Below are 25,023 nucleotides of genomic sequence, written 5' to 3'. Positions count from 1 at the left end.
CGTCTTAGTCGGTCTTGAGTCCTCGTACGCCCGCCGGGCGGACGCGCCACGGCTACACCCCATGGTACGGGGCGGGCGCGCCTGCGGCTTCCCGGGCAAGTTTTACCGGCCACAGGACAGGCGCACGGCCTCGCGCGCGACCGGGCGCGAGGACGCCTCGGGCAGCGGCTCCTCGCAGTTGATGGCTCCCGACAGGTTCCGGCCCCAGGTCGATACGTGGCCGACGGTCGGCTCACGGTCCTTGCCGCCCTTGCAGGTGTAGCGGAAGTCGGCATCGACCTTCTCGAAGCCGCTGAAACTCACCAGGCGGACGGGGGCCGCGCTGCTGGTCCAGCCGCCGTCCTCGTCGAGAGGTGCGTACGAACCCGGCTCGCCCAGCGTCGACCAGTCATCCAGGTGCCCGGAATCCTCCCCCTCGTCCACGAGACCGAGACGCACGCTCAGCGCGTAGAACACCGCCTTCGAGTCCAGCCTCGGGCCGTCGGACTCCAGGGACGCCTGGTCCGTGCGCAGCCGCCGCATCGGCTTGGTCAGCTCGGCGCCCTTGGCGTTAAGGGTCTGCGCGTCGCTGACCCCGTTCAGCACGTAGTGGCGCTGCAGGTTGAACCAGGTGTACGTGCCGCCCTTGCACGCCCGTTCCTGCGGGGCGGCCACCTGCTCGGCGCCGGTCTGCCCGGTCGCAGGTGAACCGGCCGGCTTCGGCTTCGCCCCCGTGCCCGGGTCGTCCGGCGTCGGACTGCACGCGCTCGTGCCGGTGAGGAGTCCCGCTACGAGTACGCCGACCGCACGGCTGAAAGCCCGCGTCCGCTTCATGTTTCCGCCCCCGTGGTCAGTTCTTCCGGCGGAATTCACCGGTGGTCATGACCAGGGTCCACCGGGCGGAACGCGCGGACGCGGGACTTGAGCAACTTCAGAGGTGGGGGCTCCGAAGCTACGGCTCCGAGGTGGAGCTCGGAGCAGGACTCCGCGGCCGGGTCGTCGGGATTGGGGCCCCTTCGGTCGGGCGGCGGAGCGGTCACCCGGGTCAGCAGGTGGGCACAGCCTTGCCCGCCGGGGGTCCGGCGGGCAAGGGAATTGAGCCAGTTCTGAGCTTTCGATTCCGCTCTGACCTGCTACTTCTTCGGGTTGGCCGGGGCTCCGGCGGACTGCGGCTTCTTGAAACCGATGTCCTGGTAGTGCGGCGCCCCGAAGCCGAACGCGCCGGCGTTCGCGAGCTTCTTGTCCGTCGCGACCAGCTGCGGGCGCTGGTAGAGCGGAATCGATCCCGCGGCGGCCCAGATCCGGGCGTCCGCCTCCTTCATGAGGTCCCGGGCCGCCTTCTCGTCGAGCTCGGAGACCGCCTCGTCGAAGAGCTGGTCGATGTGGTCCGTGCCGACGCGGGTGTAGTTCTGCTCGACGAGCAGCGACCCGTCGGTGGCCGCCACCGGCTTGGCGAAGATCGGGCGGCTGTCCGTGGCCGGGTAGGCGGTGGCGGGCCACGAGTACAGCGCCAGGTCGTAGTCGCCGGAGGCGACGTGGTCACGGAAGTAGCTGTCGTCGGGGACCTTGGTGATCTCCGTACGGATCCCGATCGTGTCCAGCATCGCCGCGATCCTGTCGCCGACGCCACGCAGGGACGCGGAGCCGGGACCCGACGGCAGGACGAACCGCAGCGTCAGCGGCTTGCCGTTCTTGCCCAGGGGGCCGCGCGCGGAGTCGGCGGCCCCCTGGGCGGGGGCCGCGGTGCCGACCGGGGCGTAGGCGCCGGCCGCGCCGCCGGGCTGCCGGTCCTGGGCGGTGATCAGGGCGGGGGCGTCCTCGGAGATGCCCGTCCCGCCCAGGTGGCCGGCCTGGCGCAGGAGCGCGGCGCTCTGCACGGCGGCGGCGGGGGCGGGCGCGATGACGTGGGTGGCCGCGCCCCCGGCCGCGCCGGGCTTGTTGTCGTCGCCCACGATGTAGAGGCCGTCGTTCCTGGAGGGCTCGCGGCCGGCCGCGCCGCTGGTCTTGCCGTCGTCCGTAGCGCTACCGGCCTTCTTCTCCGAGGCCTTGTCCTCCTCCTTCTTCTTCGCGTCCTTCTGCTTCTCGCCCTCGCTGCCCGCCTTGGTCCCGTCGGTCTTCTTCAGGGCCCCCTCACGCGTCCATCCCGCGGCGGCCAGCAGCGCCTGCGCCTCCTTGGTGTCCTGGCGGCCGAGCGCGTCGCTGGAGTCCTTGTACGCGGGCTGTCCGGCGAGGGCCAGGTGGCTGCCCAGCGGCTCGGCGGGCAGGCCGAGCGGCCGCAGCACGGCATCGGCGAGCTGCTTGCGGTCCAGGGCGCGGGCCACCGCCCGGCGTACCCGGTCGTCGGCGAGCGGCCCGCTCTCCCCGTTCAGCGCGAGCTGGGTGTAGGCGGGCTCCAGGGACTTGCGGACTGCGTAACCGCGCAGCTCGCCCTGCTCGGCGGCGTACGCCTTCGCGGCCCTGGCCTTCTCGTCCCGGGCCTCCTGCGCCTCCGCGGCCACTTCGTCGTCGGAGCCGTGCGCCAGGGCCCAGGACCGCAGCGCCTGGGCCGGGGTGATCTCGGAGCCGGGGCCGTGGGCGGGCGGTGCGCCGTTGCCGCCGGTGTCCCTGGCGGCCTGGGCGATGCGGTGGGCGGCCGCCGCGTCGACATCGGCGATGTCGACCTCGCCCTCGGTCAGCGCCTCGGTGCGGTCCTGCGGCTCGACCGCCTTGAAGACCAGCGAGTCGAGCTTGGCGGTCCTCCCCCACCAGCGCGGGTTGCGGGCCAGCGTGACGGATCCCGCCTCCTTGTCGACCGTACGCAGCCGGAACGGTCCCGCGGTCGCCTTGAGCGTGGACCGCGCACCGTCGTTGAAGGCGTCCGGGGAGCCCGTCACCTGCTTCGGGTACAGCGGGGAGAAGAGGGAGCGCCAGTCCGCGTACGGCTTGGCGAACGTGACCTTGACCTCCAGGTCGTCGGCGCCGCGCTCGATGTTCTCGATGCGTTCGTACCCGGCGTTGCGGGCCGTCCAGAACGCGGAGTCCCTGCCGCTCAGCGCGCGCCACTGGGCGACGAAGTCGGGTGCCCCGATCTCCCGGCCGTCGCTCCACACCGCCTGCTGGTTCAGCCGGTAGAGCACGACCTGCTTGGGCTCGCGCTCGACGACCTTCGCGGATTCGAGGTAGTCCGGGTTCAGCCGCGGCCGGCCCTTGGCGTCCAGCGGGAAGAGGGTCGGCAGCAGGGCGCCGGTGATGCGGGCGGTGGCGCTGTCGGCGTCGGCCTGGAAGGCGTTGAGGGTGGCGGGCATCGCGTCGATCGCCCAGTTGACCGTGCCGCCGTCCGCCACCTGGGCCCGGGCCGCCGGAGCGATGTCCTGCGGGACGACGACACCGCTGTCGGCGGCCTTGTCGCTGCCCGAGCTGCAGCCGGCCAGTACGGGGAGGGTGAGCACCCCCGTGGTGAGAAGTGCGAGCGAGCGGCGCTTTCGGGATGTCCCGCGCGGGACGCCGACGTGGGACATGGCTGATACCTCCGGGGACGACCCGGCCCACCCAGATCCGAATGGGCCGAATGATGCGTTTTTGGTGGCATTTGCAGTTGATCACACTGATTCCGCCCGTCCACTGAAAGCGCCCACGCGCGCGGGAGAGCGCAGACACGGCGCGTCGCCTCCGAAACTCACCCGTGCGGCGGAGGGCCGGGACCGGCAGGAAGCGGGCCCCATCGGGGGCGTACGCCGACACACCCGGAGCCGTACACAAGACGGAGCCGCCCGCTCCCACTCCGGTACCGCCGCCGCCCTGGACGTGCCCGGTCTGCACGCGGCGGGCGAGGTCGCGGGCGGCATGCACGGCCCCAACCGGCTCGGCGGGAACTCCTTCTCCGACCTGCTGGTCTTCGGCCGACGGGCGGGGCTGCACGCCGCGCGGTACGCCGCGTCGGCCGACGCCCTGCCCGTCGTAGACGAGGCCCAGATCGACGCGGCCGCCACGGAGGCGCTGCGTCCGCTCAACGCCGAGGAGCGCGCCGACGGCGCACACCGGCGGAGAATCCGTACACCGTTGCTTTGAGTATCAGTAGATCTCAGCAATTCCGGCGTTTCTGCCGGAATGGTCCGTGACGGTGTCACCCGAGCGCGAGTTGCGCCTCGGTGTCCTGCTGACGGTCTCCCGTTTCTGTCCCGGCCCGGGGGCTGGGGATGACGCCACCTGCCCGCCCCGCCCACGCCGTACGGCGTGGGCGGGTGGTGCGGGTCCTACGGTCGGCTCCACGGGGCTTCGACCCCCACCACAGCGGTGGGGTCCAGGTCTCCGGCCACTCCGGTACCTGTACTGCGAATGGTGCTGGTGCAGATCCGGCGGCGGGACGCGACGGGAGGCCGGCGGTCAGCCCAGCAGCTTGATAATCGCGTCCGTGGTGTCCGTCTCGCCGAGGCGGGGGAAGATCCGCTCCACGCTGTTGGCATGGGCCTCGGCGCTCATGTCGGTCACCGCGTCCGTGGCGACCGTGACGTGGTAGCCGTGCTCGTGCGCCGAGCGGGCGGTGGACTCGACGCCGATGCTGGTCGCGATCCCGGCCACCACGACCTGGGTGATGCCGCGGCGGCGCAACTGGAGGTCGAGGTCGGTGCCGTAGTAGGCGCCCCACTGCTGCTTGGTGACGACGATGTCGCCCTCGCGCGGCCCGAGTTCGGGGACGATCTCGGCCCAGTCGGCGGCCGGCTGCCCGGACCGGGCGGGGCCTTCCGTGCGGCCGGGCGCGCCTCCCGTGACGCGGACGAGGAAGACCGGGAGGTCCTTGGCCCGGAAGGCGTCGGCGAGGGTCGCGGCGCGGGCGACGACCTCAGCGGCGGGGTGGGCGGTCGGGAGGCCGACGATGCCCTTCTGGAGGTCGACGACGATCAGGGCGGTCGCCGGGTCGAGGGTGGTGGCGCTCATGGTGGTGGTGCTCCTTGCCTGGTGGTGCTCGGGGAGAGAAATCAGGTACGGCTGCCGCCACGCGCGGCACGCCCGCGATCGGTCATGAACCGATCAGGCGCTCGATGAGGCCGGCGGCCTCGGCGACGGTGCGCCGCTGCGGCCCGTCCAGTTCGGCGGCGACGGCCTCGGCGAGCCAGTCGCGCTTGGCGGCCCGGACCCGGGCGAGGGCGGCGCTGCCGGCGTCCGTCACCGACATGACCGCCTTGCGGCCGTCGGCCGGATCCGGCGCCCGCTCGACGAGCCCCTGCTCCTCCAGGGCGTTCAGGGTCAGCCGCATGGACTGGGGGCGTACGAACTCGGCGCGGGCCAGATCGGCCGTGGTGGCCGGGCCCCCGTCCGCCAGCCGGGCGAGCACCGAACGCTGGGTCGGCGTCAGCAGGCTCTCCGCCGAGGAGGAGCGCAGGCGCCGCAACAGCCTGCCGACGACGGAGGCGAGCTGATGCGCCACCTCCTCCGCGGTCGGGTCGGCGGGCGTGGTTCCGGACGGTCGCGTCATGCGTCCACCGTAAAAGATGTACAGGCCATCTTGCAAGGTTACCTGTCTACCCCACTCTCGCGCCGATGCACCGCACCGCACCGCACCGCACCGCACCAGGTCAGTGCCAGCCCTCCCGGTACGCCGTCCAGTCGTCAGCCCCCTGTATGTCTCGGTGTCTCGATGTACTCCGGGTGTACGAACGGCGGGGCTTGCCCCCTGTCGCGCGACGCCCGTACGCACAGCAGGACGCGCCAGGTGCGGAGACCGTTCCCGGGCCGGTCGCGCCGAGTGCCGGCCGGGTCGCGGGCCGACAGATGCGGACATAGCCTCACGAACGTGATGCCGCCTGTGAGCCGAACCCGGATCCTCATACCGGGCCGGGCCCTGCTCGCCGTGCTGTTGACGGTGTGCTGGCTGGCCCTCTCCCCCGCACCGGCCGCCCGCGCCGACGGCCCGATCACGCTGTCGCGCGACGGGCAGATCACCGACAAGGTGGGAGCACTCGGCGACCGCAAGGGCCAGGTGACCGCCGCGCTCGACCGGCTCTACGACCAGCGCCGTGTCCAGCTCTTCGTGGCGTACGTACGTGACTTCTCCGGGCGGTCCGCGCAGGACTGGGCCGACGAGACGGCCGACCGCAACGGCCTCGGCCGCGAGGACGTGCTGCTGGCCGTCGCCACCCACGACCGGCAGTACGCGTACTCCGTCGACCAGGACTCGCGCCTCACCGACGCACAGCTCCAGGACGTGGCGACCACCGCCATCGAGCCTGCGCTCAAGGAGAACGACTGGGCGGGCGCCGCGATCGGGGCCGCCGACGGGTACTCCGCCGTCCTGGCCGGCTCGCCCGTCCCCACCCCGGCGATCACCCCGGGCGCCGCCGACCCCGGCGCGGGCAGCTCCGGCGGGACGAACACCGGGGACCTGGTCCTGCCGATCGTCCTCGTCGGCGGCGCCGCGGCGGTCGCCGCGTACGCGTTCACCCGGCGCAAGCGGCGCGCCGCCACCCGTACGACGCCCGGCGCGACGGGCTGGGGACCGGCCGGCGGCGGGCAGGGCGAGCGGCCGCAGCCCCCCACCGCGCTCCCCGAGCTCGACGCGCACGCCAAGGAGACGCTCGTCGCCACGGACGACGCGGTCCGCACGAGCGAGGAGGAACTCGGGTTCGCCACCGCCCAGTTCGGCGAGGAGGCCGCCGCTCCGTTCACCGAGGCGGTCGCCTACGCCAAGAGCGAGCTGACAACGGCGTTCCGGCTGCGGCAGCAGCTCGACGACGCCTTCCCCGAGGACGATGCCACGCGCCGGCGGATGCTGGACGAGATCATCAGCCGGTGCGCGGACGCCAACGCCCGGCTGGACGACGTCTCCGAGGACTTCGACCGGCTGCGGGAGCTGGAACGCGACGCCCCGCAGGCGCTGGCCGCGGCCGAGCGCGCGTTCCGTCTCCTCGCCGGCCGGGCCTCAGCGGCCGAGACGGCGCTCGCCGCCCTGCGCGGCCGTTACGCGGAGTCCGCGTCGGCCCCCGTGGCGGGCGACATCGAACAGGCCAAGGACCGCCTTGTCTTCGCGACGTCGTCGCTCAACCAGGCCCGGCAGGCGGTGGACGGCGGCGACCACGCGACGGCGGCGGTGTACGTACGGGCCGCCGAGGGTGCGGTCGGACAGGCGACCACCCTCGTCGACGCGGTCGACCGGCGCGCGCGCGAACTGGACGAGGCGGCGGCCGGGCTGCCGGCCGCGCTCACCGAGACGGAGACGGACCTGGCGGACGCGGGCGGGCTCCTGGAGGGCACGGCCGAGGGCGTGTCCACCGCGGACCTCCGCGGCCGGATCGCCCGCGCGCAGTCGGTGGTCCGCGATGTGCGGGAGGAAATGGGTGCCGGCGCGTACGACCCGATCGACGCCCTGCGCCGGGTGGAGGAGGCGGACGCGGTGCTGGACGAGGCGCTGGCCGGTGCGCGCGAGCAGGAGCAGGGCAACCGGCGGGCCCGCTCGATGCTCGACCAGACGATGCTCACCGCACGGTCGGCCATCGGCGCCGCCGCCGACTACATCAGCACCCACCGTGGTGCGGTCGGCAGCCAGGCCCGCACCCGGCTGGTGGAGTCCCAGCGGCGGCTGGAGCGGGCCGGCGAACTGGCCGGGGCGGACGACCCGCAGGCCGCGCTCGCCGAGGCGCAACGGGCGGACGCGCTGGCCGGTGAGGCGCGGAGCCTCGCGGAGCAGGACGTGCGCGCGTACGCGGGACCCGGCGGCATGGGCGGCGGGATGCCGGGAGGTGGCGGTGCGGGCGGGGCGGTGCTCGGCGGCATCCTTCTCGGCGGACTCCTGGGCGGCGGCGGCCGGGGCGGTGGCTTCGGGGGCGGCTTGGGGGGCGGCGGCTTCGGCGGAGGGTTCGGTGGCGGTGGCGGCTTCGGCGGGGGCGGGCCGGGCAGCTTCGGCGGCGGGGGCACCCGGGGCCGGCGGGGCGGCGGCGGCCGCTTCTGAACGACGCCCCCGGCCGTACCCGTGCCCATCCCCGTACGCGCACACGTCACTTCGGACCAGGACCGGACACACAGGAGAGGTGCCATGAGCAAGCAGACCATTCTCGGACGCGTCACCCAGCTGGCGAAGGCCAACATCAACGCCCTGCTCGACCAGGCCGAGGACCCGCAGAAGATGCTGGACCAGCTGATCCGCGACTACACGTCCAACATCTCGGAGGCCGAACAGGCCGTGGCCGCCACCATCGGCAATCTGCGCCTCATGGAGCAGGACCACCGCGAGGACGTCGCGGCGGCGCAGGAATGGGGCGGGAAGGCGCTCGCCGCCAGCCGCAAGGCCGACGAGCTGCGGGCGGGCGGGGCGGGTCCGGACGCCGACAAGTTCGACAACCTGGCCAAGGTCGCGCTCGGCCGCCAGCTCCAGTCGGAGAAGGAGGCGAAGACCGCGGAGCCCACCATCGCCGCCCAGACCGAGGTGGTGGACAAACTGAAGTCCGGCCTGGACCAGATGAAGGTGAAGCTGTCGGAGCTGAAGGCCAAGCGTGACGAGCTGGTCGCCCGCGCCAAGTCCGCGCAGGCGCAGAACCAGATGATGGACTCGGTCAAGAGCATCAACGTCCTCGACCCCACCAGTGAGCTCAGCCGGTTCGAGGACAAGGTGAGGCGCGAGGAGGCGAGGGCGCTGGGCAAGCAGGAGCTCGCCGCGTCGTCGCTGGACGCCCAGTTCGAGCAGTTGGACACGCTGGGAGACAGCGCCGAGGTGGAGGCCCGCCTCGCCGCGCTGAAGACCGCTTCCTGACGGCCTCTTGGGTGACGGCCGTGACGGCCGCCGGGTCCCCGGTCAGAACATGCTGAGCAGTTCCTCCACCGTCCGCTCGGCGGCCGGTCCGCCGTCGGGCAGCGGGAGTTCGAACCAGACCGTCTTGCCGCGCGGGGTCCGCCGTGACCCCCAGGCCGCGCTCAGCAGCCCGACCAGCTGCAGCCCGCGGCCGCCCTCGTCCGTGTCCCGGGCGCGTCGGCGCCGCGGCTGGACGAGACCCGCGTCCCACACCTCGCACACGAGGGTGCGGTCGCGCAGCAGCCTGAGCCGGATCTCGCCCTCGCCGTACCGCAGGGCGTTCGTGACCAGTTCGCTGACCAGCAGCTCGGTGGTGTCCACCAGGTCGTCGAGGTCCCAGGCGAGCAGCTGGCCGCGGGCCAGTTCGCGGGCACGGCCGACCGAGCGGGGCTCGGGGGGCAGCCGCCAGTCGCCGACGGCGTCGGTCGGCAGCCCCTGGATGCGGGCCATGAGCAGGGCGATGTCGTCCTCGCCGTGCCGGGTGTCGAGCGAGCTCAGCACGTGGTCGCAGACGTCCTCGAGGGGCCGGTCCGGCTCCACGAGGGCTCCGCGCAGGGCCTCCAGGCCCTCGTCCAGCGGATGGTCACGGGACTCGACGAGACCGTCGGTGTAGAGGGCGAGGAGCGCGCCCTCCTTGAGCTCCACCTCGACCTCCTCGAAGGGCTCGCCGCCGACACCGAGCGGCATCCCGGGCGGTACGTCGAGCAGCAGGGCGGCTTCGCCGGGCTCGACGACGACGGGGGGAAGGTGGCCCGCGTTGGCGAAGGTGCAGCGCCGCGTGACCGGGTCGTAGACGGCGTAGACGCAGGTCGCCAGGTAGACCTCGGAGAGGTCCGCGTCCCGTGACTTGTGGGCGGCCCGCGACGGCCACTGGGCGCCGCCGCCCGCATCGGACGAGGTGCCCGCGCCGGGGGTGCCGAGTCCCCGGGCGACCTCGTCGAGCGCGGAGAGCACCTCGGCGGGCTCCAGGTCGAGGAGGGCCAGGGTGCGTACGGCGGTGCGCAGTTCGCCCATGGCCACGGCGGCGCGGAGCCCGCGGCCCATCACGTCGCCGACGACGAGGGCGGTGCGGTGGCCGGGGAGTTCGATCACGTCGAACCAGTCGCCGCCCACCTCGGTGGCCGTGTTGCCGGGGAGGTAGCGGCAGGCGATGTCGAGTCCGGCGGCCTCGGGGTCGCCGGGCGGCAGGAGGCTGCGCTGGAGGATCAGCGCGCGTTCGTGCTCGCGGCGGTAGAGGCGGGCGTTGTCGATGCAGACGGCGGCGCGTGCGGCGAGCTCGGTGGCCAAGGCGCGGTCCCGTTCGCCGAAGGGCTCGCTGCCCTTCGTACGGGAGAACTGCACGAGGCCGACGACGGTGTCGTGGGCGAGCAGCGGCACGGCGAGGGTGGACCGGACGAAACCGCGGTCGTCGCCGGGCACGTCCGCCACGCGGCCGGTGCGCAGGGCCTTGGCGCAGGGGGAGCCGAAGGGGTAGCGGTGTACGGCGCCGAGCGCGGGCGTCCGTGGGCCGGCGGCCCCTGAGTCCGGGCCGGAGCCGGTGTCGGGCGCGGTGTCGGGGAGGGCGTCGGACACGGCGCTGGCGAAGGCGACGCGGCGCAGTTCGGCGGAGCCGCCGACCGCCTCCCGGTGCGGGGAGCCGCCGCTGCCCGGCGGTGTCTCCTCACCGGTGAGGAGGGCCTGGTAGAGGTCGACGGAGGCGAGGTCGCAGAAGCCGGGCACGGCGACGTCGAGGAGTTCGCGGGCGGTCGTCTCCAGGTCGAGGGAGTTGCCGATGCGGGCGCTCGCCTCGTTGAGCAGGGCGAGGTTGCGCCGGGCGCTTGCGGCCTCGCGGGCCGCGATGTGGCGCCGGGTCACATCGGTGGCCAGTCCGGCGATGCCGATGGGGCGGCCGGAGCCGCTGTGCACCCGGTAGAGGTTCATCGACCAGTGGCGGCGCTCGGTGTCGCCGGGGGCGGTGCCGACGAGCTGGAGGTCGGTGACGGAGTCGCCGGTGGCCAGGACGCGTTCCAGCGTGGCCGTCAGGCGGTCCGCCTCCGCACCGGCGAGGTAGTCCTCGACCGTGCGGCCCCGGTGGTCCTCGGCCTGTCCGCCGAAGACCGTGGCGAACCGCTGGTTGGCCCGTACGACAGTGAGGTCGGTGCCGAACAGGACGAAGCCGAAGGGAGATTGGCCGAAAATCGCCTGCGAGGCCGCGAGGTCCGTCTCGATGAGGCGCAGTGCGCGGACGTCCACCACGATGCAGACCGCGGCCCGTTCGCCCGCTGCCGTCTCACTCGGCATCACATAGATCTCGGCGAGCCCGTGCACGGCGTCCTCGCCCGGCATCCGGAAGGGGACGAGGCCCGTCCACTCCTTGCCGTCGAGCACCTCGCCGATCCGGCGGTAGCCGTCCCCGCGCAGTTCGGCGGGCATGAAGGCCTCGACCGGGTCCTTGCCCATGGCCTCGTGAGCGGCAACGCCGAAGAGACCGGCGGCCCGGCGGCTCCACTGCTCGATCAGGCCGTCGGGGCCGATCGAGAAGGAGGCGACCCTGATGTAGTCGTAGATCGAGCCAGGCGGACTGCTCTGCCACACGACGTCGCCCGCTGTCCCAGGTATCTCGCTCACGCGACCGTCCCCTCCAGCTCACACACCGGACCGGTCCTGCCCGCAGTATTCAGCACTACGGCCCCGACCGACACGGCGTTCACGATCACAGCACGGTCTCAGTCCGTTTCGGCCAGATGCGGACCGGCCCTCCGTGATCGCTTTCGTCCCACCTCACTCCTAACCAGGCAGGGCCAGCTCGAACCACACCGTTTTGCCGCTCTTTCCGCGCCGGGTCCCCCAGCGGCGGGCCGAGCAGGCCACGAGCTGCAGCCCTCTGCCGCCCTCGTCGTCCGGACCGGCCGTGCGTTCGGTGGGCGGATCCGGAAGCGGATCGGAGACTTCCACGAGGAGACCGGCGTGCGCCGCGGGCGCTTCCCCGTTCGGGTGGGGGCGCACCAGGCGCACCCCGATGGGGCCAGCCGTGTACTGCATCGAATTGGTCACCAGCTCGCTGACCAGCAGGACCGCCACATCGCCGACGGCCGCGTCCAGCCCCCAGCCGCGCAGCGCCTCGTGGACGGCATGCCGGGCCGTGCGCACGGCGCCGGGTACAGCCGGAAAGCTCCACTCGGCGCAGTCGCCTTCGGTATCGGTCACGCCGATCACTTCCCAAGACCAGCAACGCGAACACCCTGTACGCGGGGACTAAACATCACATACCCGGAATTCAGGATGAAATACCGCCGACGTCGACACGTGGGGCGTACGGGTGTAGGGCCGCGCACGAAACGGCTGCACGCGCGGGGAAGGGGCGCTCGGACCCGGGACCCGGCGCTCCGCTCAGCAGTGTGCGCCGCCGGGCTGCCGGCGTACGACTTCGGCCACCGCGGGCAGGTCCTGTTCCAGCCAGTCCACCGTGCCGGTCTCCCCCGGTCCGAGCCAGCGCAGCTCGTCGTGGTCCTGGAGGGGCGCGGGCACGCCGGACAGCAGCCGGGCCGTCCACACGTGAAGCACATAGCCGGGCTTGAGCGGCCACGCACCAGGAATGCGCTCCAGCGGCTCCGTCTCGATGCCCAGTTCCTCGCGGAGCTCGCGGACGAGCGCCTGCTCGCCGCTTTCTCCCGGTTCGACTTTCCCGCCGGGCAGCTCCCACCGTCCGGCCAGCTCGGGCGGGGCACTGCGGCGCGCGGCCAGCAGCCGCCCCCGGTCGTAGACGGCCCCTGCCACCACTACGCGATCAGTCATGGTGCGGAGCGTAACGCCCCGTCACGGACGCCCGGAGACGACCGCGGGGGGGCGCACTACGGGCGGGCGGTCTGCCCTATGCGCTCGACCCAGTAGAGCTGCTTGTGGCCGTGGCTCTCCAGCTTGTCGGCGGTCTTCTGCGCCTCGTCCTGCGTGGCGTACCGGCCCACGCGGTAGCGGTTGCCGTTGTCGTCCTGCCGTATCACCAGCCAAGGGAGCACGGCACCGCTGTCGCTCATCGTGCCCCTCCCGAGCATTGCGCCCCTCCCCTGTACGGCGTGCACGTCTCTAAGGATCCCCAGGAAACCGCAGTACGCATATGCCCGAGCGTACGCCTGACCTTTACTCAACGCATGCGTAATCACACAAAGAGATACCGATCCGGCCAGGAGCGGACTAACGCCCTGGGGGCGCATCCGGATGAATGCGCCCCCAGGGCGGTTCTGTTCGGTCACGGACCGATATCGGTCCTCAGACTCGTCCCGCTCCCTCGCGCAGCACCGGCTCCGGCATGAGGACCGGGCCGCCCGCGGGGGCCTTGCGGCAGACGTCTTGGCACTCCGCGTCCAGCGAACAGCAGAGCGAGCAGATCGGCCCGGCCTGCACGGGGCAGTCGGCGATGTCCGGGAGCTCGTAGGCCGTGGCACAGACCGAGCAGGTGTGGGTGGCGGTGATGTCGGCGACCTCGACGCCGGGGCCGTTCACGGGGTTGGGCCGCGCCAGGTAGTACTTCCCCTTCGTCACCCAGGCGATCAGCGGACACAGCGTCAGCGAGAGTCCGGCCGCGATGAAGGTCGAGAACGCCTCCGCGTAGGTGCCGAACAGCCCGAAGAAGGCGAGGATCGAGACGGTCGAGGCGATCACCATCGCCCCGAATCCCGCCGGGTTCACCGCGTACAGATAGGCACGCTTGAATTCGATGTACGGAGGGCTCAGGCCGATCCTCTTGTTGATGACCAGATCCGCGGCGACGGCGGCGATCCACGCGATGCCCACGTTGGAGTAGAAACCCAGCAGCTTGTTGAGGGCCGCGAACATGTTCATCTCCATCAGCGTCAGCGCGATGACGAGATTGAGGAAGATGTACCAGACCCGGCCCGGATGACGGTGGGTGATCCGGGAGAAGAAGTTCGACCAGGACAGCGAGCCGCTGTAGGCGTTGGTCACGTTGATCTTGATCTGCGACACGATCACGAACAGGGCGGCCGCAGGCAGCGCGAACGAGCCGAGCCAGGGTTTCAGCGCCTCGATCTGCGGGGCGATCGGCTCCAGCGCGTGCGTCTTGCCGACCGCCTCCAGCGCGACGAAGGCGAGCAGGGCACCGCCGAGTTGCTTGGCGGCGCCGATGATGACCCAGCCCGGCCCGGCAGCGAGGACCGCGAGGTTCCAGCGCCTCTTGTTCGCTTCCGTCCTGGCGGGCATGAAGCGCAGGTAGTCGGCCTGCTCACCGATCTGCGCGATGAGCGAGAGCGCGACACCGGTGCCGAGTCCGAAGCCGACCCAGGAGAAGCCGGACCCCGCCCCTTCCGTACCGCCGAAGGAGCCGAACGCGCCCCAGGCGTCCGGCGCCTCGAAGGCGAGGACGACGAACGGCAGCACCATGCCGATGATCCAGACAGGCTGGGTCCAGGCCTGCACCTTGGCGAGGGCGCCCATGCCGCGGAAGACGATCGGTATGACGATCAGAGTGGTGATCAGATAGCCCGCCTCGACCGGAAGTCCGACGGCCTGATGCATGGCCTGGGCCATGATCGAGCCCTCCAGGGCGAAGAAGATGAAGGTGAAGGACGCATAGATCAGCGAGGTCAGCGTCGAGCCGAAGTACCCGAATCCGGCGCCCCGGGTGACGAGATCCATGTCCAGTCCGTACTTGGCGCAGGCGCGGGCGATGGGAATGCCGGTGAGGAAGATGATCGTCGCCGCCGCCATGATCGAGGCGAATCCGCTGGTGAAGCCATAGGTGAAGACGATCGAGGCGCCGATCGCGAAGTCGGCGAGGTAGGCGATCCCGCCGAGCGCGGTGCCCGCGACCGTGCCGGGCGACCAGCGCCGGAAGGAGTGCGGCGCATAGCGGAGGGAGTAGTCCTCCCTGCTCTCGTCCGCCGCGAGTCCGGCGTAGCTGCGACTGGGGGGCGGGGCGCCGGAGCCGCCTTCGAGGTCTCCCTCGGAGGCGGTCTCCGTCTGCGGTACGGCGGTGTCCGTCATCGGTGACTTCCCGTTCGTCAGTCCGGAGTGCGGGTCCGAACGGGAAGGTACGAGCGGGACATGACAACCCACCACGGTGGACGATTGCCCGGCCGTTACGGGCTCGGGGCCGCCGTTAATTCATGGTGACGGGCGCCGGACGGGCCCCGCCGGATATCGGTCACCCGACAGGAACGCCACGCCGGGAGACCCGTCGTCCGGCGGGGACCGCACGCCCCTTGACCCGCCACCCGATCGCGACCGGGACCGCGGAACCGGAGACCCGCCGCGCGGCCGGGGCCGGGGCCGCAGGGCCGGAGACCCGCCGTCCGGCCGGCGCCAGGTGGCCGGACCGCCCTCACCGGACCGGGAGGTGGTAGGCGACCCGGTAACGGTCGGCCGGCACCACCACGTCGGCCGTCTCGACCGGGCGGCCCGACGCGTAGTACGTCCGCTCGATCACCATCACCACGTGGCCCGGCACCCCGCCGAGCGCCAGGAGCTCCTCCGCCAGCCCCGGGCGCGCGCCGACCTGTTCGGCCACGTTGTCCACGACGACATCGATCGCGGCCATCCGCTCGACCACCCCGCAGCCGCCCAGCGGGCCCTCCTCCGGCAGCATCACCGGCGTGCGCCCCGTGACCGCGAGGGTCTCCCAGGAGGTGGAGAGCATCATCGGCTCCCCGCCGTCCCGGAACACGTAGCGCGTACGCATCACGCGGTCGCCCGGCTCGATCCCGAGCCGCTCGGCGATCTCGGGGCTCGCGCCCTCCTGTTCGCTCCGGGACTCCCAGGTCCCCCGCGCGCCCTCCGCCGTCTGCTCCTGGCGGAACGGGCTGGCACCGGCCTCCGACCGGAAGCCGGAACGGGCGATCCGGCGCGGCACCGGGCGCTCGCGCACATACGTGCCGGAGCCCGAGCGGCCCTCGACGAGGCCCTCGGCCATCAGAACCTTGCGCGCCTCCAGCGCGACGGTGTCCGAGACCCCGTACTCCTCGCGGATACGCGCCTGCGACGGCAGGCGCGTATGCGGCGGCAGCGAACCGTTGACGATCTTCTCTCTCAGATCGCTCGCAACGCGCAGATAGGCGGGCTGCTCACCGAAAGTCACAGGCCACTCCCCAAGAGGTTGACAGACTGCAACAGCCTCGCAACCGTCGGTTCCGGACCGCAAGCACAGGCCAAAGTTTCACTCGAAGTGATGATTCGCCGTGGGCCTGCGCATATCCCGCTGCGGGGCGCCTCGACCCCCACGCCTCCCCGATACCCCACCCCTTGACCCGAGTTGGTCCAGACCAATAGCTTCCTCTCCACACGGCACGGCCAAACAGCACGGCCACACAACACGCCCACACAGCACCGCCACACAGCACGGTCACGCACCTCCCGCACATCACATGCCTCCCCCTCACGCACACGTACAGGAACGGGCCTCATGCGTCGAAGAACCCTGTCCGGACTGGCCATCGCCGCCTGCGCCTTCTCGCTGGCCGCCACCCTCGCGCCCGCCGCCAACGCCACCGGGGGCAACGGCGAGGAGCGCGGAAAGGGCGGCCACCACAGCTCCGCGCCCGCGTACAAGCGCGTCGGCTACTTCACCCAGTGGGGCGTCTACGGACGTGACTTCCAGGTCAAGGACCTGGAGACGAGCGGAACGGCGGCCAAACTCACCCACATCAACTACTCGTTCGGCAATGTCGGCGCCGACGGCAAGTGCTTCACCGGCAACGTGCCCGGCGAGGCCGACGCCTGGGCCGACTACGTCCGCCCGCTGGACGCCGCCGGATCGGTGGACGGCGTCGCCGACACCGACGGCCAGGCCCTCGCGGGCAACTTCAACCAGCTGCGCGAGCTCAAGGCCGAGCACCCCGGCCTCAAGGTGATGATCTCGCTCGGCGGCTGGAGCTGGTCCACGCACTTCTCGGACGCGGCCCGCACCGCCGCCTCTCGCAAGGCCTTCGTCTCCTCGTGCATCGACCTGTACATCAAGGGCAACCTGCCGGTGGACGGAACGCGCGGCGGCGCGGGCGCGGCGGCCGGTCTCTTCGACGGCGTGGACATCGACTGGGAATGGCCGGGATCCGCCGGTGACTCCGACACGGTGTACCGCCCCGAGGACAAGCGGAACTTCACGGCGCTGGTCCACGAGTTCCGTACCCAGCTCGACGCGTACGCGAAGAGCAGCGCGGCCACGCGCCCTGGTCACCACCACGCGAAGCCCAAGCACTACGACCTCTCGGCGTTCGTGCCCACGTCCCCCGAGAAGATCGACGCCGGCTTCGACGTCCCGCGCATCATGCGGGACTTCGACTTCGTGAACCTCCAGGGCTACGACTTCCACGTCTCCGGCGAGAAGACCACCGCGCAGCAGTCCGCGCTGTACGCGAAGGGCGACTTCAGCGTCGACCAGACCGTCCGCGCCTGGCTGCAGCGGGGCGCCCCGGCCCGCAAGCTGGTGATGGGGATGCCGTTCTACGGGCAGGGCTGGACCGGTGTGACCGGCGGCGGTGACGGCCTCGGCCAACCCGCCACGGCCCCCGCCCCCGCGACCTGGGCGGCCGGTTACGAGGACTACAAGGCCCTCAAGAAGCTGGCCGAATCCGGTACGTACAAGGTCCACCGCAACGTCCGCGACGGCAGCGCCTGGCTGTTCGACGGCACCACGCTGTGGACGTACGACGACCCGCAGGTGCTGCGCACCAAGACGGCGTACATCCGCGACCACCGGCTCGGCGGCGCGATGTTCTGGTCGCTGGACGGGGACACGGAGGACGGCGAGCTGATGACAGCCGTCGACCGCGGGCTCTCCCGGCGGTAGGAACGGCCCTTCCGGGGCGGCCGCGACACCGCGGCCGCCCCGGACTCCGCCCTGCCGCCCCGGCTGGCATGCTGGCCGTCATGGCCACCACCTACCGCTGCCCGCAGGACGGCACTCGTGCCGACGTCACCTCGCTCACCTGGTGCTGCCCGGTCTGCCGCGGCCCGTGGGACCTGGACTTCGAGAGCGCGGGCCCGCTGCGGCCCGGCGATCTGCCGGGACGGGTCAACTCCCTGTGGCGTTACGAGGAGGTCCTGCCGCTCTCCTCCCCCGCGACCACCCTCGGCGAAGGCCGCACCCCGCTCGTCCCGCTCACCGGCACGGTCTCGGCCAAGCTCGACTTCCTGATGCCGACGCTCTCCTTCAAGGACCGCGGCGCGGTGATGCTCGCCGAACTGGCCCGCGGCCTCGCCCCCGAGCGCGTCGTCGCGGACAGCAGCGGCAACGCGGGCACGGCCGTCGCCGCCTACTGCGCCCGCGCCGCGCTGCCCTGCACGGTGTACGTCCCCGAGGGCACGTCGCCGAAGAAGACCGAGCAGATCCGGGCCCACGGCGCCCGGCTGGAAATCGTCCCCGGGGACCGCGAGGCGACCGCGCGGGCGGCCCGCACAGCCGCCGACGCGCCGGGCACCTTCTATGCCTCGCACGTCTTCAACCCGTATTTCCTGCACGGCACGAAGACGTACGTGTACGAGCTCTGGGAGGACCTCGGCGGCCGGCTCCCGGACGCCCTCGCCGTCCCCGTCGGCAACGGCACCCTGCTCCTCGGCGCGGCCCTGGCCACCGCGGAACTCCTCGCCCAGGGGCTCATCGACACCCGCCCCGCGCTGATCGCCGTCCAGGCGGAGGCGGTCTCCCCGCTGGCGGCGGCCTTCCACGCGGGGGCCGAGGACCTCCTCGACGTCCCCGCCGCCTCCCCCACCCTCGCCGAAGGCATCGCCATCCCGCGCCCGCCGCGTGCGCGGGCGATCCTGGCGGCGGTACGGGAGTCGGGCGGCACGTTCCTGACGGTGACGGAGGACCAGATCCGCACGGCCCAGCTGGATCTGGCCGCACGCGGCTTCTTCGTGGAGACGACGGGCGTGGCCTGCTGGGCGGCGGTGGGCGGCTGGACGGACCGCAGCGTCGTCGTGCCGCTGTGCGGGGCAGGGCTCAAGACGGGGCTCGCGGCCTGAGCGTCCGCGCGGGGCGCATTCGAGGGCGCGGGGCACGTTCCAGGGCGCGTCAGCCGTTCACCCGCGCGCCGTGCCCCGCCCTGCCGTGCCCGTTTCCCTACGTTCGTACCGTGAGCCTTTCGCGTATCTCTCTCCTCACGTCCCTCGTCGCGTGCGCGCTGATCGCGCCGCTGCCGCCCGTCGTGTACGCCGCTGATCAGCGCCCGCCCGCCCCGGCGGCCGTGCCCTGCGGCCGGGACACCGACCCGGCGTGGGCCCTGACCTCGACCACGTACGACGAGGCCGCGGGTTACGACCCCTACGTCGGCAACGGATACCTCGGGCATCGGGTCCCGGCGGCCGGCGCCGGGTACGCCGCACGCGACGAGAAGACCGGCTGGCCGCTGTTCACCCCGCGCTACGACGGGGCGTTCGTCTCCGGGCTCTTCGGGCGCGAGGAGGACCTGGCGGCGGGCCGCGAGGTGGTCGCCGCGCTGCCGAGCTGGACGAACCTCGATGTGCGCGTGGGCGAGGAGACATACGGCTCCGCCACGCCGGCGGGGCGGATCTCCCGGTACCGCCAGACGGTGTTCCTGCGCTGCGGACTGGTGCGCACGTCGCTGCGCTGGACCACGGCCGACGGCCGCGCGACCGACCTGACGTACGAGGTGCTGGCCGACCGCTCCGACGTGCACACGGGAGCCGTACGGCTGCGGATGACCCCGCACTGGACCGGCACCGCGACGGTCACCGGGCGGCTCGACGCACGCGGCGCACGCCGGATCGACCTGGCGGACGACGGGACGTTCCGCACCCGGGGCACGGGGACGGCGGGCGCGATCGTCCAGACCGTGCGCCCGGCCGGTGCGAACGGGCTTGCCTCCCGGGTGAGTTCCGGGCGTACGTACACGTATCTGAAGTACGTCGGCGTGGACACCGCCCTGACCTCGCGCGCCCCGCGCACCACCGCACGCGAGGCGTCCCGGCGCGCGGCGGAGCGCGGCTGGTCCGCCGTCCTCGCCGGGAACGCGGCCGTATGGCGCCGCGACTGGTCGGCCGATGTGTCCGTGCCGGGCAGCCCGGACCTGCAGAAGTGGCTGCGCGCGGCCCAGTACGGGCTCCTGGCGTCCACCCGGGCCGGCTCCCGGGACAGCATCGCGCCTGCCGGGCTGACCAGCGACAACTACGCGGGCATGGTGTTCTGGGACGCGGAGACCTGGATGTACCCGGGGCTGCTCGCCACCCGTCCCGAACTGGCCCGCTCGGTGGTGGAGTACCGCTACCGCACGCGCGACGAGGCTCGTACGAACGCCGAGAAGCTGGGTTACGAGGGCCTGTTCTACCCGTGGACGAGCGCGAGCAAGGGCAACCTCTGGTCCGAGTGCCAGAGCTGGAACCCGCCGCACTGCGTGACCCAGAACCACCTCCAGGGCGATGTCTCCCTCGCGGTCTGGCAGTACTACCTGGCCACCGGCGACCGCGACTGGCTGGCCGGCCACGGCTGGCAGATGCTCCGGGGCATCGCCGAGTTCTGGGCCTCGCGCGCCACCGCGAACGACGACGGCAGCTACTCGGTGAAGGAGGTGGCGGGCCCCGACGAGTACAGCAACGGCGTCACGGACGGGGTGTTCACCAACGCCGTCGCGGCCACCGCCCTGCGCAACGCCACCCGCGCGGCGCAGCTCCTCGGACACGCGGCCCCGGAGCAGTGGACCAAGGTCGCGGACGGTCTGCGCATCCCGTACGACCCCGAGCGGAAGCTGTACCTCCAGTACGCCGGCTACGACGGTTCGACGATCAAGCAGGCCGACACGGTCCTGCTGATCTATCCGCTGGAGTGGCCGATGGAGCCGGGGGCGGCGGCCGCCACGCTCGACTACTACGCGGCACACACCGATCCGGACGGCCCGGCGATGACGGACTCCGTCCATGCGATCGACGCCGCCGCCATCGGTGAGCCGGGCTGCGCCACGTACACCTACCTCCAGCGTGCGGTGCGACCGTTCATGCGCGGTCCGTACGCCCTCTTCAGTGAGGCGCGCGGCGCGAAGGCGGGCGCGCAGGACCCGCTGTCCGGTTTCCCCGCCGAGGACTTCCTCACCGGCAAGGGCGGCTTCCTCCAGGTGTTCACACACGGGCTGACGGGTCTGCGCCTGCGGGAGGACGGGGTGCGCCTGGACCCGGTGCTGCCGCCGCAGCTGAGCGACGGCGTGCGGGTGACGGGCCTGCGCTACCGGGGGCGTACGTACGACATCGCGATCGGCCCCCGGACGACGGAGGTCCGCCTCACCTCCGGCGCCCCGTTCACCGTCCACACCCCGTCCGGCCCCCGCTCCCTGTCCTCGGCCCTCACCCTCCCCACGCGCCGCCCGGACCTGACCCCGACCACCGACGCGGCCCGCTGCCGCCCGGCGACGGCGACGTCCGAGACGCCCGGCCTGTACGCGGCCGGGGCGGTGGACGGCAGTACGGCGACGGCCTGGTCCCCGGACGGGCAGACGGGCACGCTGACGGTGGACCTCGGGCGGGCGGCCCCGGTGACGGGGATCGCGCCCGAGTGGACGGACGTGGCCCCGGCCTCGTACCGCCTGGAGATCTCGGCCGACGGCAGGCACTGGCGGCCTTACCGGGCGGGGGCGGTGGCCCGCGAGGTGCGGGTGACGGTCCGCTCGACGGACGCGGCCGAGCCGGCGGGCGTACGGGAACTGAGGGTCACGCGGTCGTAGCGCGCGTGCGGCGGACCCGGGCTCGTCCTCGTACTGGCCGGCCGAGCAGAATCCCGGCCAGTACGAGGACGAGCCCGCAGATCTGCCGGAGGGTGAGCGATTCCCCGGCGATCACGGTGCCGAGGAGCACACCGGTCACCGGGTTGAGCAGCCCGACCAGGCCGACGGTCGCGGCCGGCAGATGGCGCAGGCCCGCGAACCAGGCGGCGAAGGCGAGGGCGGTCGCCACGACGGTGACGTAACCGAATCCGAGGACGGCCGGTCCGTCGAGCGCGGGCGGCGCGCCCTCCACGGCCGCGGCGAGGGGCAGCAGGAGCAGGCCACCGGCGATCAGCTGCCAGGAAGCCGAGGCGAGGATGTCGGTCCCGGCTCCCCAGCGCTTGGTGAGGACGTAGCCGAGGGACGACATGAGCAGCGCCGCGACCGAGGCCAGCACCCCGCGGAGGTCGGCGGAGACGGTCCCGGTCATCAGCATGAGGCAGACCCCGCCGATCCCGGCGGCCGCCCCCAGCAGCGGGAACACTCCCGGCCGCTCCGCCACGAGCGCCCAGGCGATCAGCATCATGGCCACCGGCGAGGCGGCCATGATCGTCGAGGCGGTGCTGGTCGGGAGCAGTTGCGCGGCGACGTACACGAGCGCGAAGAACCCGCCCATGTTGAGGACGCCGAGGACGGCGGCCTTCCACCACCAGGAGCCGCGGGGCCGTTGGCGCCGGACGGCCAGGAGCAGCAGCCCGGCGGGCAGGGCCCTGAGGGCGGCGCCGTACAGCGGGGTCCCGGCGGGGAGGTAGGCGTGGGTGACGTAGTAGTTCGTGCCCCAGGCCACCGGGGCGATCGCGGTGATGAGCACCCATCGCAAGGTAGCTTCCATGGAAATTAATATACCTTCCTGGGAAGCTATAGTGGAGTCATGCCGGATTCCACCACCCCGCACCCCCCGCACTCCCTGGACCACGTGGCCCGCATCCAGGCCGAGTGGGCCCGCGAGCGCCCGGATATCGATGTGCGCCCGCAGGGCGTGATCGGCCGCTTGCACCGGCTGGCGGGGCTGCTCACGGAGGAACTCTGCGTGGTCTACCGCCGGTTCGGCCTGAGCGAGGGCGAGTTCGACGTACTGGCCGCGCTGCGCCGGGCCGCGGAGCCGTTCGAGCGTGCGCCCGGCGAACTGGCCACGCACACCATGGTCACCAGCGGCGCGATGACGAAGCGCATCGACCGCCTGGAACGCGCGGGCCTGGTCACCCGCCGCCGGGCCGCCGACGACGGCCGCGCCCGGGTGGTCGCCCTCACTGCCGCCGGCCGCGACCTGATCGACCGGGCCTTCGCCGAGCACATGCGTAACGAACGCCGCCTGCTCGACACCCTGGCCGGGGACGAGGCGGCCGCCCTGGAGTCACTGCTGACGGCGTGGCTGGGGCGGCTGGAACCGCCATGGGAAGGCTGAAACGTACGGGGAGAGCCCCCGGCCGCCACGTGGCGTCGCCCGCGGGGCAGGCATAGCCTCGAACGAGGGGAAACAACGGGGGCGGGGTACGGCACACGAGGTCACGCGTGCACCGATCGATTGCCGGGAGGTCGCGGCATGGCACGGGGTATCCGCAACACCATCGGGCTGATTCTGGCCGTTCTGGGCGCCGCCGCGGCGGTGTGGGCGCCCTTCCGTAACTGGTACAACGGCCGGCTCGGCCATGACTTCCGGTTCTGGGAGCTGTTCACCGGTGCCGGAGTGACCAACTCGGGCGCGGGACTGTTCGCGTCCATGTTCCTGCCCCTCCTCGTCGCCGCCGTGGTCGCCCTCCTCGGAGTGGTACTGCGGTCGCGGCTGCTGGTCCTCCTCGGCGGGATCATCGCCTTCGGCTTCGCTGTCCTCTGGATGGTCCGGCAGGGTCTGTCGCAAGGCAGCCTGACGGTCGCGGGGGACGGCAGGGGCCTGGGCAGCGGCGTGGGGCTCGCCCTCCTCGGCGGCCTCCTCATGCTGATCGCGTCGGCCGTCATGAGCGGGCGCGCGAGCCGCGCGGTGCGCGGTGAGCGCCGTGTGCGGGAGCAGGACGCCGCGTACGACGAGGACCGCGAGCGTCGTGGCGCGGCACCCGAGGCCCCGTACGGCATGGCGGCCCGCGACGACCGCGAACCGGACGCGGCCGGCCGTCAGGACACCGCGGAGCCCCGGCGTACGACCGCCGGCGCCGGTTCCACCGGTCGCGCGCCCGAAGACACCGCGCCGACGCGTTCCGTACGCCGACCGCAGCCGCAGCCCGCCCCGCGCGGGCGCCCGGTGCCGGCCAGGGAAGCCGGGTCCGACAACGCGGGGCGCGGCGATGGTGACCGTACGCAGTACGAGCAGGGCGAGCAGACCGGCGGCTCCCACTCGCCGGACGGCGGACAGGGTTCGGGCCGATGGCATCTGCACCGGGGCGACCGGTCCTGAGCCTTCCGTGACCCTTCACCACTGGGATCTCCCGCAGTCCCTGGAGGATGCCGGCGGCCGGCCGCGTACGAGAGACCGCCGAGCGTTTCGCCGAGTACACGCACCTGGCCGGCACCGCACTCGCCGACCGGGTGCCTCGGTCTGGCCCTCCAGGCGCTGCGCGCGGCAGGCGTCCGCGAGGTGGGCATCGGTGGGCATCACCCTCATCGCCGCACAGGGCGGATTGGTGCGAGGGTCCGAAGGAACCGGGTAACGTCTTTGTCATGTTCTTCCACCCGCCGATGTACGAGTGAACGCGTGAGCGGCCCCCGCCGACGCCGCCCGTCCTCACCGAGGAAGTCCGTAGATCACTCGATCACTTCGCATCAACACCGGGAGAACCCGTGACCGTGAGCAAGAACATCAACAACCCCGTGGGCATGGGCGGCGGCAAGCGCAAGAGGCTGTCCCGCACCGAACGCCAGAACAACGGCCCGCACCGCAACCTCGACCGCCGGGCCGCCGCCGACCAGAAGGCGGAGCTGGTACGCAAGATGCGCGAAAAGGCCGAGGCCTCCGAAGGCCCCGCGCAGACGGACGACGACACCGCCCAGAGCTGACGCACCGCCGCCGCAGGGTGGTCGGTCCTGATACGGCTCGCCCTGCGATCCCAGGCGGAACGAGGTCCGCGCGAGGTAGCCGGCCGCGCACTCACCCGTCGCGTTCTGCAAACACGGGACACATGGGACACCTGGCGCACTAGAGCGCCTGCCGCCCACCCCTTGCCCATAGAGTCCATTCGCGATGTTCGCGACGTACGCGCCCACCTGGCCGAGGTCGTGGAGCGGGCCGACCGGGACGGGAAGAGCGCGAGATCAACCGGATGATCGACGAGCGCATGGCGAATCCGGCGGCGGGCATCCCGATTGAGGAGTCCTCCTCGCCGGACACGCCCTCACTCCTGCGGTCGCGGCGGCTCTCGATCCGGCCGCCCGCGCCGACCCGATCACCGGTTGAACAGGCCCCCGACGGCCCCGCCGACGATGATCCGAGCAGTGCTGGGAAACAGTGCAGCACTCAGTAGTGGTAGCGAGCCGCCAAAACCACGATCTCCTTGTCCGTCACCAGGTAGACGAGACGATGCTCGTCGTCGATCCGCCTCGACCAAGCTCCGGGCAGGTGGTACTTGAGTGGTTCGGGCTTACCGATCCCCGTGAACGATG

The 25,023-nt window shown here is 72.3% G+C and carries 19 protein-coding genes and 4 pseudogenes; 11 read left to right on the top strand and 12 right to left on the bottom strand.

The window, feature by feature from the left end; all coding sequences use genetic code 11:
* Positions 1 to 102 precede the first annotated feature (102 nt).
* Positions 103 to 813: a hypothetical protein gene (locus ABTX18_RS08230; protein ID WP_352121946.1), complete on the bottom strand. Its 711-nt coding sequence runs from the start codon at positions 811 to 813 to the stop codon at positions 103 to 105.
* Positions 814 to 1,112: 299 nt separating this feature from the next.
* Complete coding sequence (locus tag ABTX18_RS08225) at positions 1,113 to 3,476, bottom strand: ABC transporter family substrate-binding protein (protein ID WP_352121945.1); 2,364 nt, start codon at positions 3,474 to 3,476, stop codon at positions 1,113 to 1,115.
* A 262-nt stretch (positions 3,477 to 3,738) separates the two neighbouring features.
* Between ABTX18_RS08225 and ABTX18_RS08220 the strand changes: the two are divergent.
* A pseudogene (locus tag ABTX18_RS08220) lies at positions 3,739 to 4,019 on the top strand (FAD-binding protein); the annotation flags it as partial.
* Positions 4,020 to 4,341: 322 nt separating this feature from the next.
* Here the strand turns inward: ABTX18_RS08220 and ABTX18_RS08215 are convergent.
* Both ABTX18_RS08215 and ABTX18_RS08210 read right to left on the bottom strand, forming a co-directional pair.
* Positions 4,342 to 4,893: an isochorismatase family protein gene (locus ABTX18_RS08215; protein WP_352121944.1), complete on the bottom strand. Its 552-nt coding sequence runs from the start codon at positions 4,891 to 4,893 to the stop codon at positions 4,342 to 4,344.
* Positions 4,894 to 4,975: 82 nt separating this feature from the next.
* On the bottom strand, positions 4,976 to 5,431 hold the full coding sequence (locus ABTX18_RS08210; protein ID WP_352121943.1) for a MarR family winged helix-turn-helix transcriptional regulator: 456 nt from the start codon (positions 5,429 to 5,431) through the stop codon (positions 4,976 to 4,978).
* A gap of 330 nt (positions 5,432 to 5,761) precedes the next feature.
* Here ABTX18_RS08210 and ABTX18_RS08205 point away from each other — a divergent pair, with 330 nt between their 5' ends.
* Together ABTX18_RS08205 and ABTX18_RS08200 are read left to right on the top strand one after the other, a co-directional pair.
* Positions 5,762 to 7,900 (top strand): TPM domain-containing protein, encoded by a 2,139-nt coding sequence (locus ABTX18_RS08205; protein WP_352121942.1) that lies wholly within the window; start codon positions 5,762 to 5,764, stop codon positions 7,898 to 7,900.
* An 84-nt stretch (positions 7,901 to 7,984) separates the two neighbouring features.
* Positions 7,985 to 8,698: a PspA/IM30 family protein gene (locus ABTX18_RS08200; protein ID WP_352121941.1), complete on the top strand. Its 714-nt coding sequence runs from the start codon at positions 7,985 to 7,987 to the stop codon at positions 8,696 to 8,698.
* A 42-nt stretch (positions 8,699 to 8,740) separates the two neighbouring features.
* On the opposite strand, the gene ABTX18_RS08195 is transcribed toward ABTX18_RS08200, so the two are convergent.
* From ABTX18_RS08195 to ABTX18_RS08170, 6 genes are all read right to left on the bottom strand, one after another.
* Entirely contained in the window at positions 8,741 to 11,311 is a 2,571-nt protein-coding gene (locus ABTX18_RS08195) for a SpoIIE family protein phosphatase (protein ID WP_352122458.1), read from the bottom strand.
* Between the two features lie 192 nt (positions 11,312 to 11,503).
* Positions 11,504 to 11,932 carry an ATP-binding protein gene (locus ABTX18_RS08190; protein ID WP_352121940.1) on the bottom strand — a complete coding sequence of 143 codons (429 nt, stop codon included), beginning with the start codon at positions 11,930 to 11,932 and terminating at the stop codon, positions 11,504 to 11,506.
* Between the two features lie 174 nt (positions 11,933 to 12,106).
* Complete coding sequence (locus ABTX18_RS08185; RefSeq protein WP_352121939.1) at positions 12,107 to 12,511, bottom strand: (deoxy)nucleoside triphosphate pyrophosphohydrolase; 405 nt, start codon at positions 12,509 to 12,511, stop codon at positions 12,107 to 12,109.
* A 56-nt stretch (positions 12,512 to 12,567) separates the two neighbouring features.
* Positions 12,568 to 12,750 (bottom strand): SPOR domain-containing protein, encoded by a 183-nt coding sequence (locus ABTX18_RS08180; RefSeq protein ID WP_503061112.1) that lies wholly within the window; start codon positions 12,748 to 12,750, stop codon positions 12,568 to 12,570.
* 232 nt (positions 12,751 to 12,982) lie between these two features.
* On the bottom strand, positions 12,983 to 14,716 hold the full coding sequence (locus ABTX18_RS08175; protein ID WP_352121937.1) for a purine-cytosine permease family protein: 1,734 nt from the start codon (positions 14,714 to 14,716) through the stop codon (positions 12,983 to 12,985).
* Between the two features lie 337 nt (positions 14,717 to 15,053).
* Entirely contained in the window at positions 15,054 to 15,806 is a 753-nt protein-coding gene (locus ABTX18_RS08170; protein WP_352121936.1) for a GntR family transcriptional regulator, read from the bottom strand.
* Between the two features lie 324 nt (positions 15,807 to 16,130).
* Between ABTX18_RS08170 and ABTX18_RS08165 the strand changes: the two genes are divergently transcribed.
* The 3 genes from ABTX18_RS08165 (at position 16,131) to ABTX18_RS08155 (ending at position 21,393) form a co-directional block, all read left to right on the top strand.
* The gene (locus ABTX18_RS08165) at positions 16,131 to 17,513 is read left to right on the top strand and encodes a glycoside hydrolase family 18 protein (protein WP_352121935.1); all 1,383 of its coding nucleotides are present in this window, start codon (positions 16,131 to 16,133) and stop codon (positions 17,511 to 17,513) included.
* 80 nt (positions 17,514 to 17,593) lie between these two features.
* The gene (locus ABTX18_RS08160; RefSeq protein WP_352121934.1) at positions 17,594 to 18,688 is read left to right on the top strand and encodes a pyridoxal-phosphate dependent enzyme; all 1,095 of its coding nucleotides are present in this window, start codon (positions 17,594 to 17,596) and stop codon (positions 18,686 to 18,688) included.
* Between the two features lie 110 nt (positions 18,689 to 18,798).
* Positions 18,799 to 21,393, top strand: a complete 2,595-nt coding sequence (locus tag ABTX18_RS08155; RefSeq protein WP_352121933.1) for a discoidin domain-containing protein — start codon at positions 18,799 to 18,801, stop codon at positions 21,391 to 21,393.
* On the opposite strand, the gene ABTX18_RS08150 is transcribed toward ABTX18_RS08155, so the two are convergent.
* Positions 21,380 to 22,264 carry a DMT family transporter gene (locus ABTX18_RS08150; RefSeq protein ID WP_352121932.1) on the bottom strand — a complete coding sequence of 295 codons (885 nt, stop codon included), beginning with the start codon at positions 22,262 to 22,264 and terminating at the stop codon, positions 21,380 to 21,382. The genes ABTX18_RS08155 and ABTX18_RS08150 overlap by 14 nt on opposite strands.
* 39 nt (positions 22,265 to 22,303) lie before the next feature.
* Here ABTX18_RS08150 and ABTX18_RS08145 point away from each other — a divergent pair, with 39 nt between their 5' ends.
* The 5 genes and pseudogenes from ABTX18_RS08145 to ABTX18_RS08125 form a co-directional block, all read left to right on the top strand.
* Positions 22,304 to 22,837: a MarR family winged helix-turn-helix transcriptional regulator gene (locus tag ABTX18_RS08145; RefSeq protein ID WP_352121931.1), complete on the top strand. Its 534-nt coding sequence runs from the start codon at positions 22,304 to 22,306 to the stop codon at positions 22,835 to 22,837.
* 138 nt (positions 22,838 to 22,975) lie between these two features.
* Positions 22,976 to 23,821 carry a hypothetical protein gene (locus ABTX18_RS08140; RefSeq protein ID WP_352121930.1) on the top strand — a complete coding sequence of 282 codons (846 nt, stop codon included), beginning with the start codon at positions 22,976 to 22,978 and terminating at the stop codon, positions 23,819 to 23,821.
* Positions 23,814 to 23,961, top strand: a pseudogene (locus tag ABTX18_RS08135) (family 1 glycosylhydrolase); the annotation flags it as partial. The gene ABTX18_RS08140 and the pseudogene ABTX18_RS08135, both read left to right, overlap by 8 nt.
* Positions 23,962 to 24,204: 243 nt before the next feature.
* A complete protein-coding gene (locus ABTX18_RS08130) occupies positions 24,205 to 24,420 on the top strand; it encodes a DUF6243 family protein (protein ID WP_352121929.1) in 216 nt (71 codons plus the stop codon).
* A 162-nt stretch (positions 24,421 to 24,582) separates the two neighbouring features.
* Positions 24,583 to 24,734 (top strand): annotated as a pseudogene (locus tag ABTX18_RS08125) (type II toxin-antitoxin system Phd/YefM family antitoxin); the annotation flags it as partial.
* Positions 24,735 to 24,877: 143 nt separating this feature from the next.
* On the opposite strand, the pseudogene ABTX18_RS08120 reads toward ABTX18_RS08125, so the two are convergent.
* Positions 24,878 to 25,021: pseudogene (locus tag ABTX18_RS08120) on the bottom strand (Txe/YoeB family addiction module toxin); the annotation flags it as partial.
* Positions 25,022 to 25,023 lie beyond the last annotated feature (2 nt).

Source organism: Streptomyces sp. NPDC096323, assembly GCF_040302845.1.
Lineage (GTDB): Bacteria > Actinomycetota > Actinomycetes > Streptomycetales > Streptomycetaceae > Streptomyces.
Note: the sequence above shows the minus strand (reverse complement) of the source record. Positions and strands in the feature narration are given on the sequence as shown.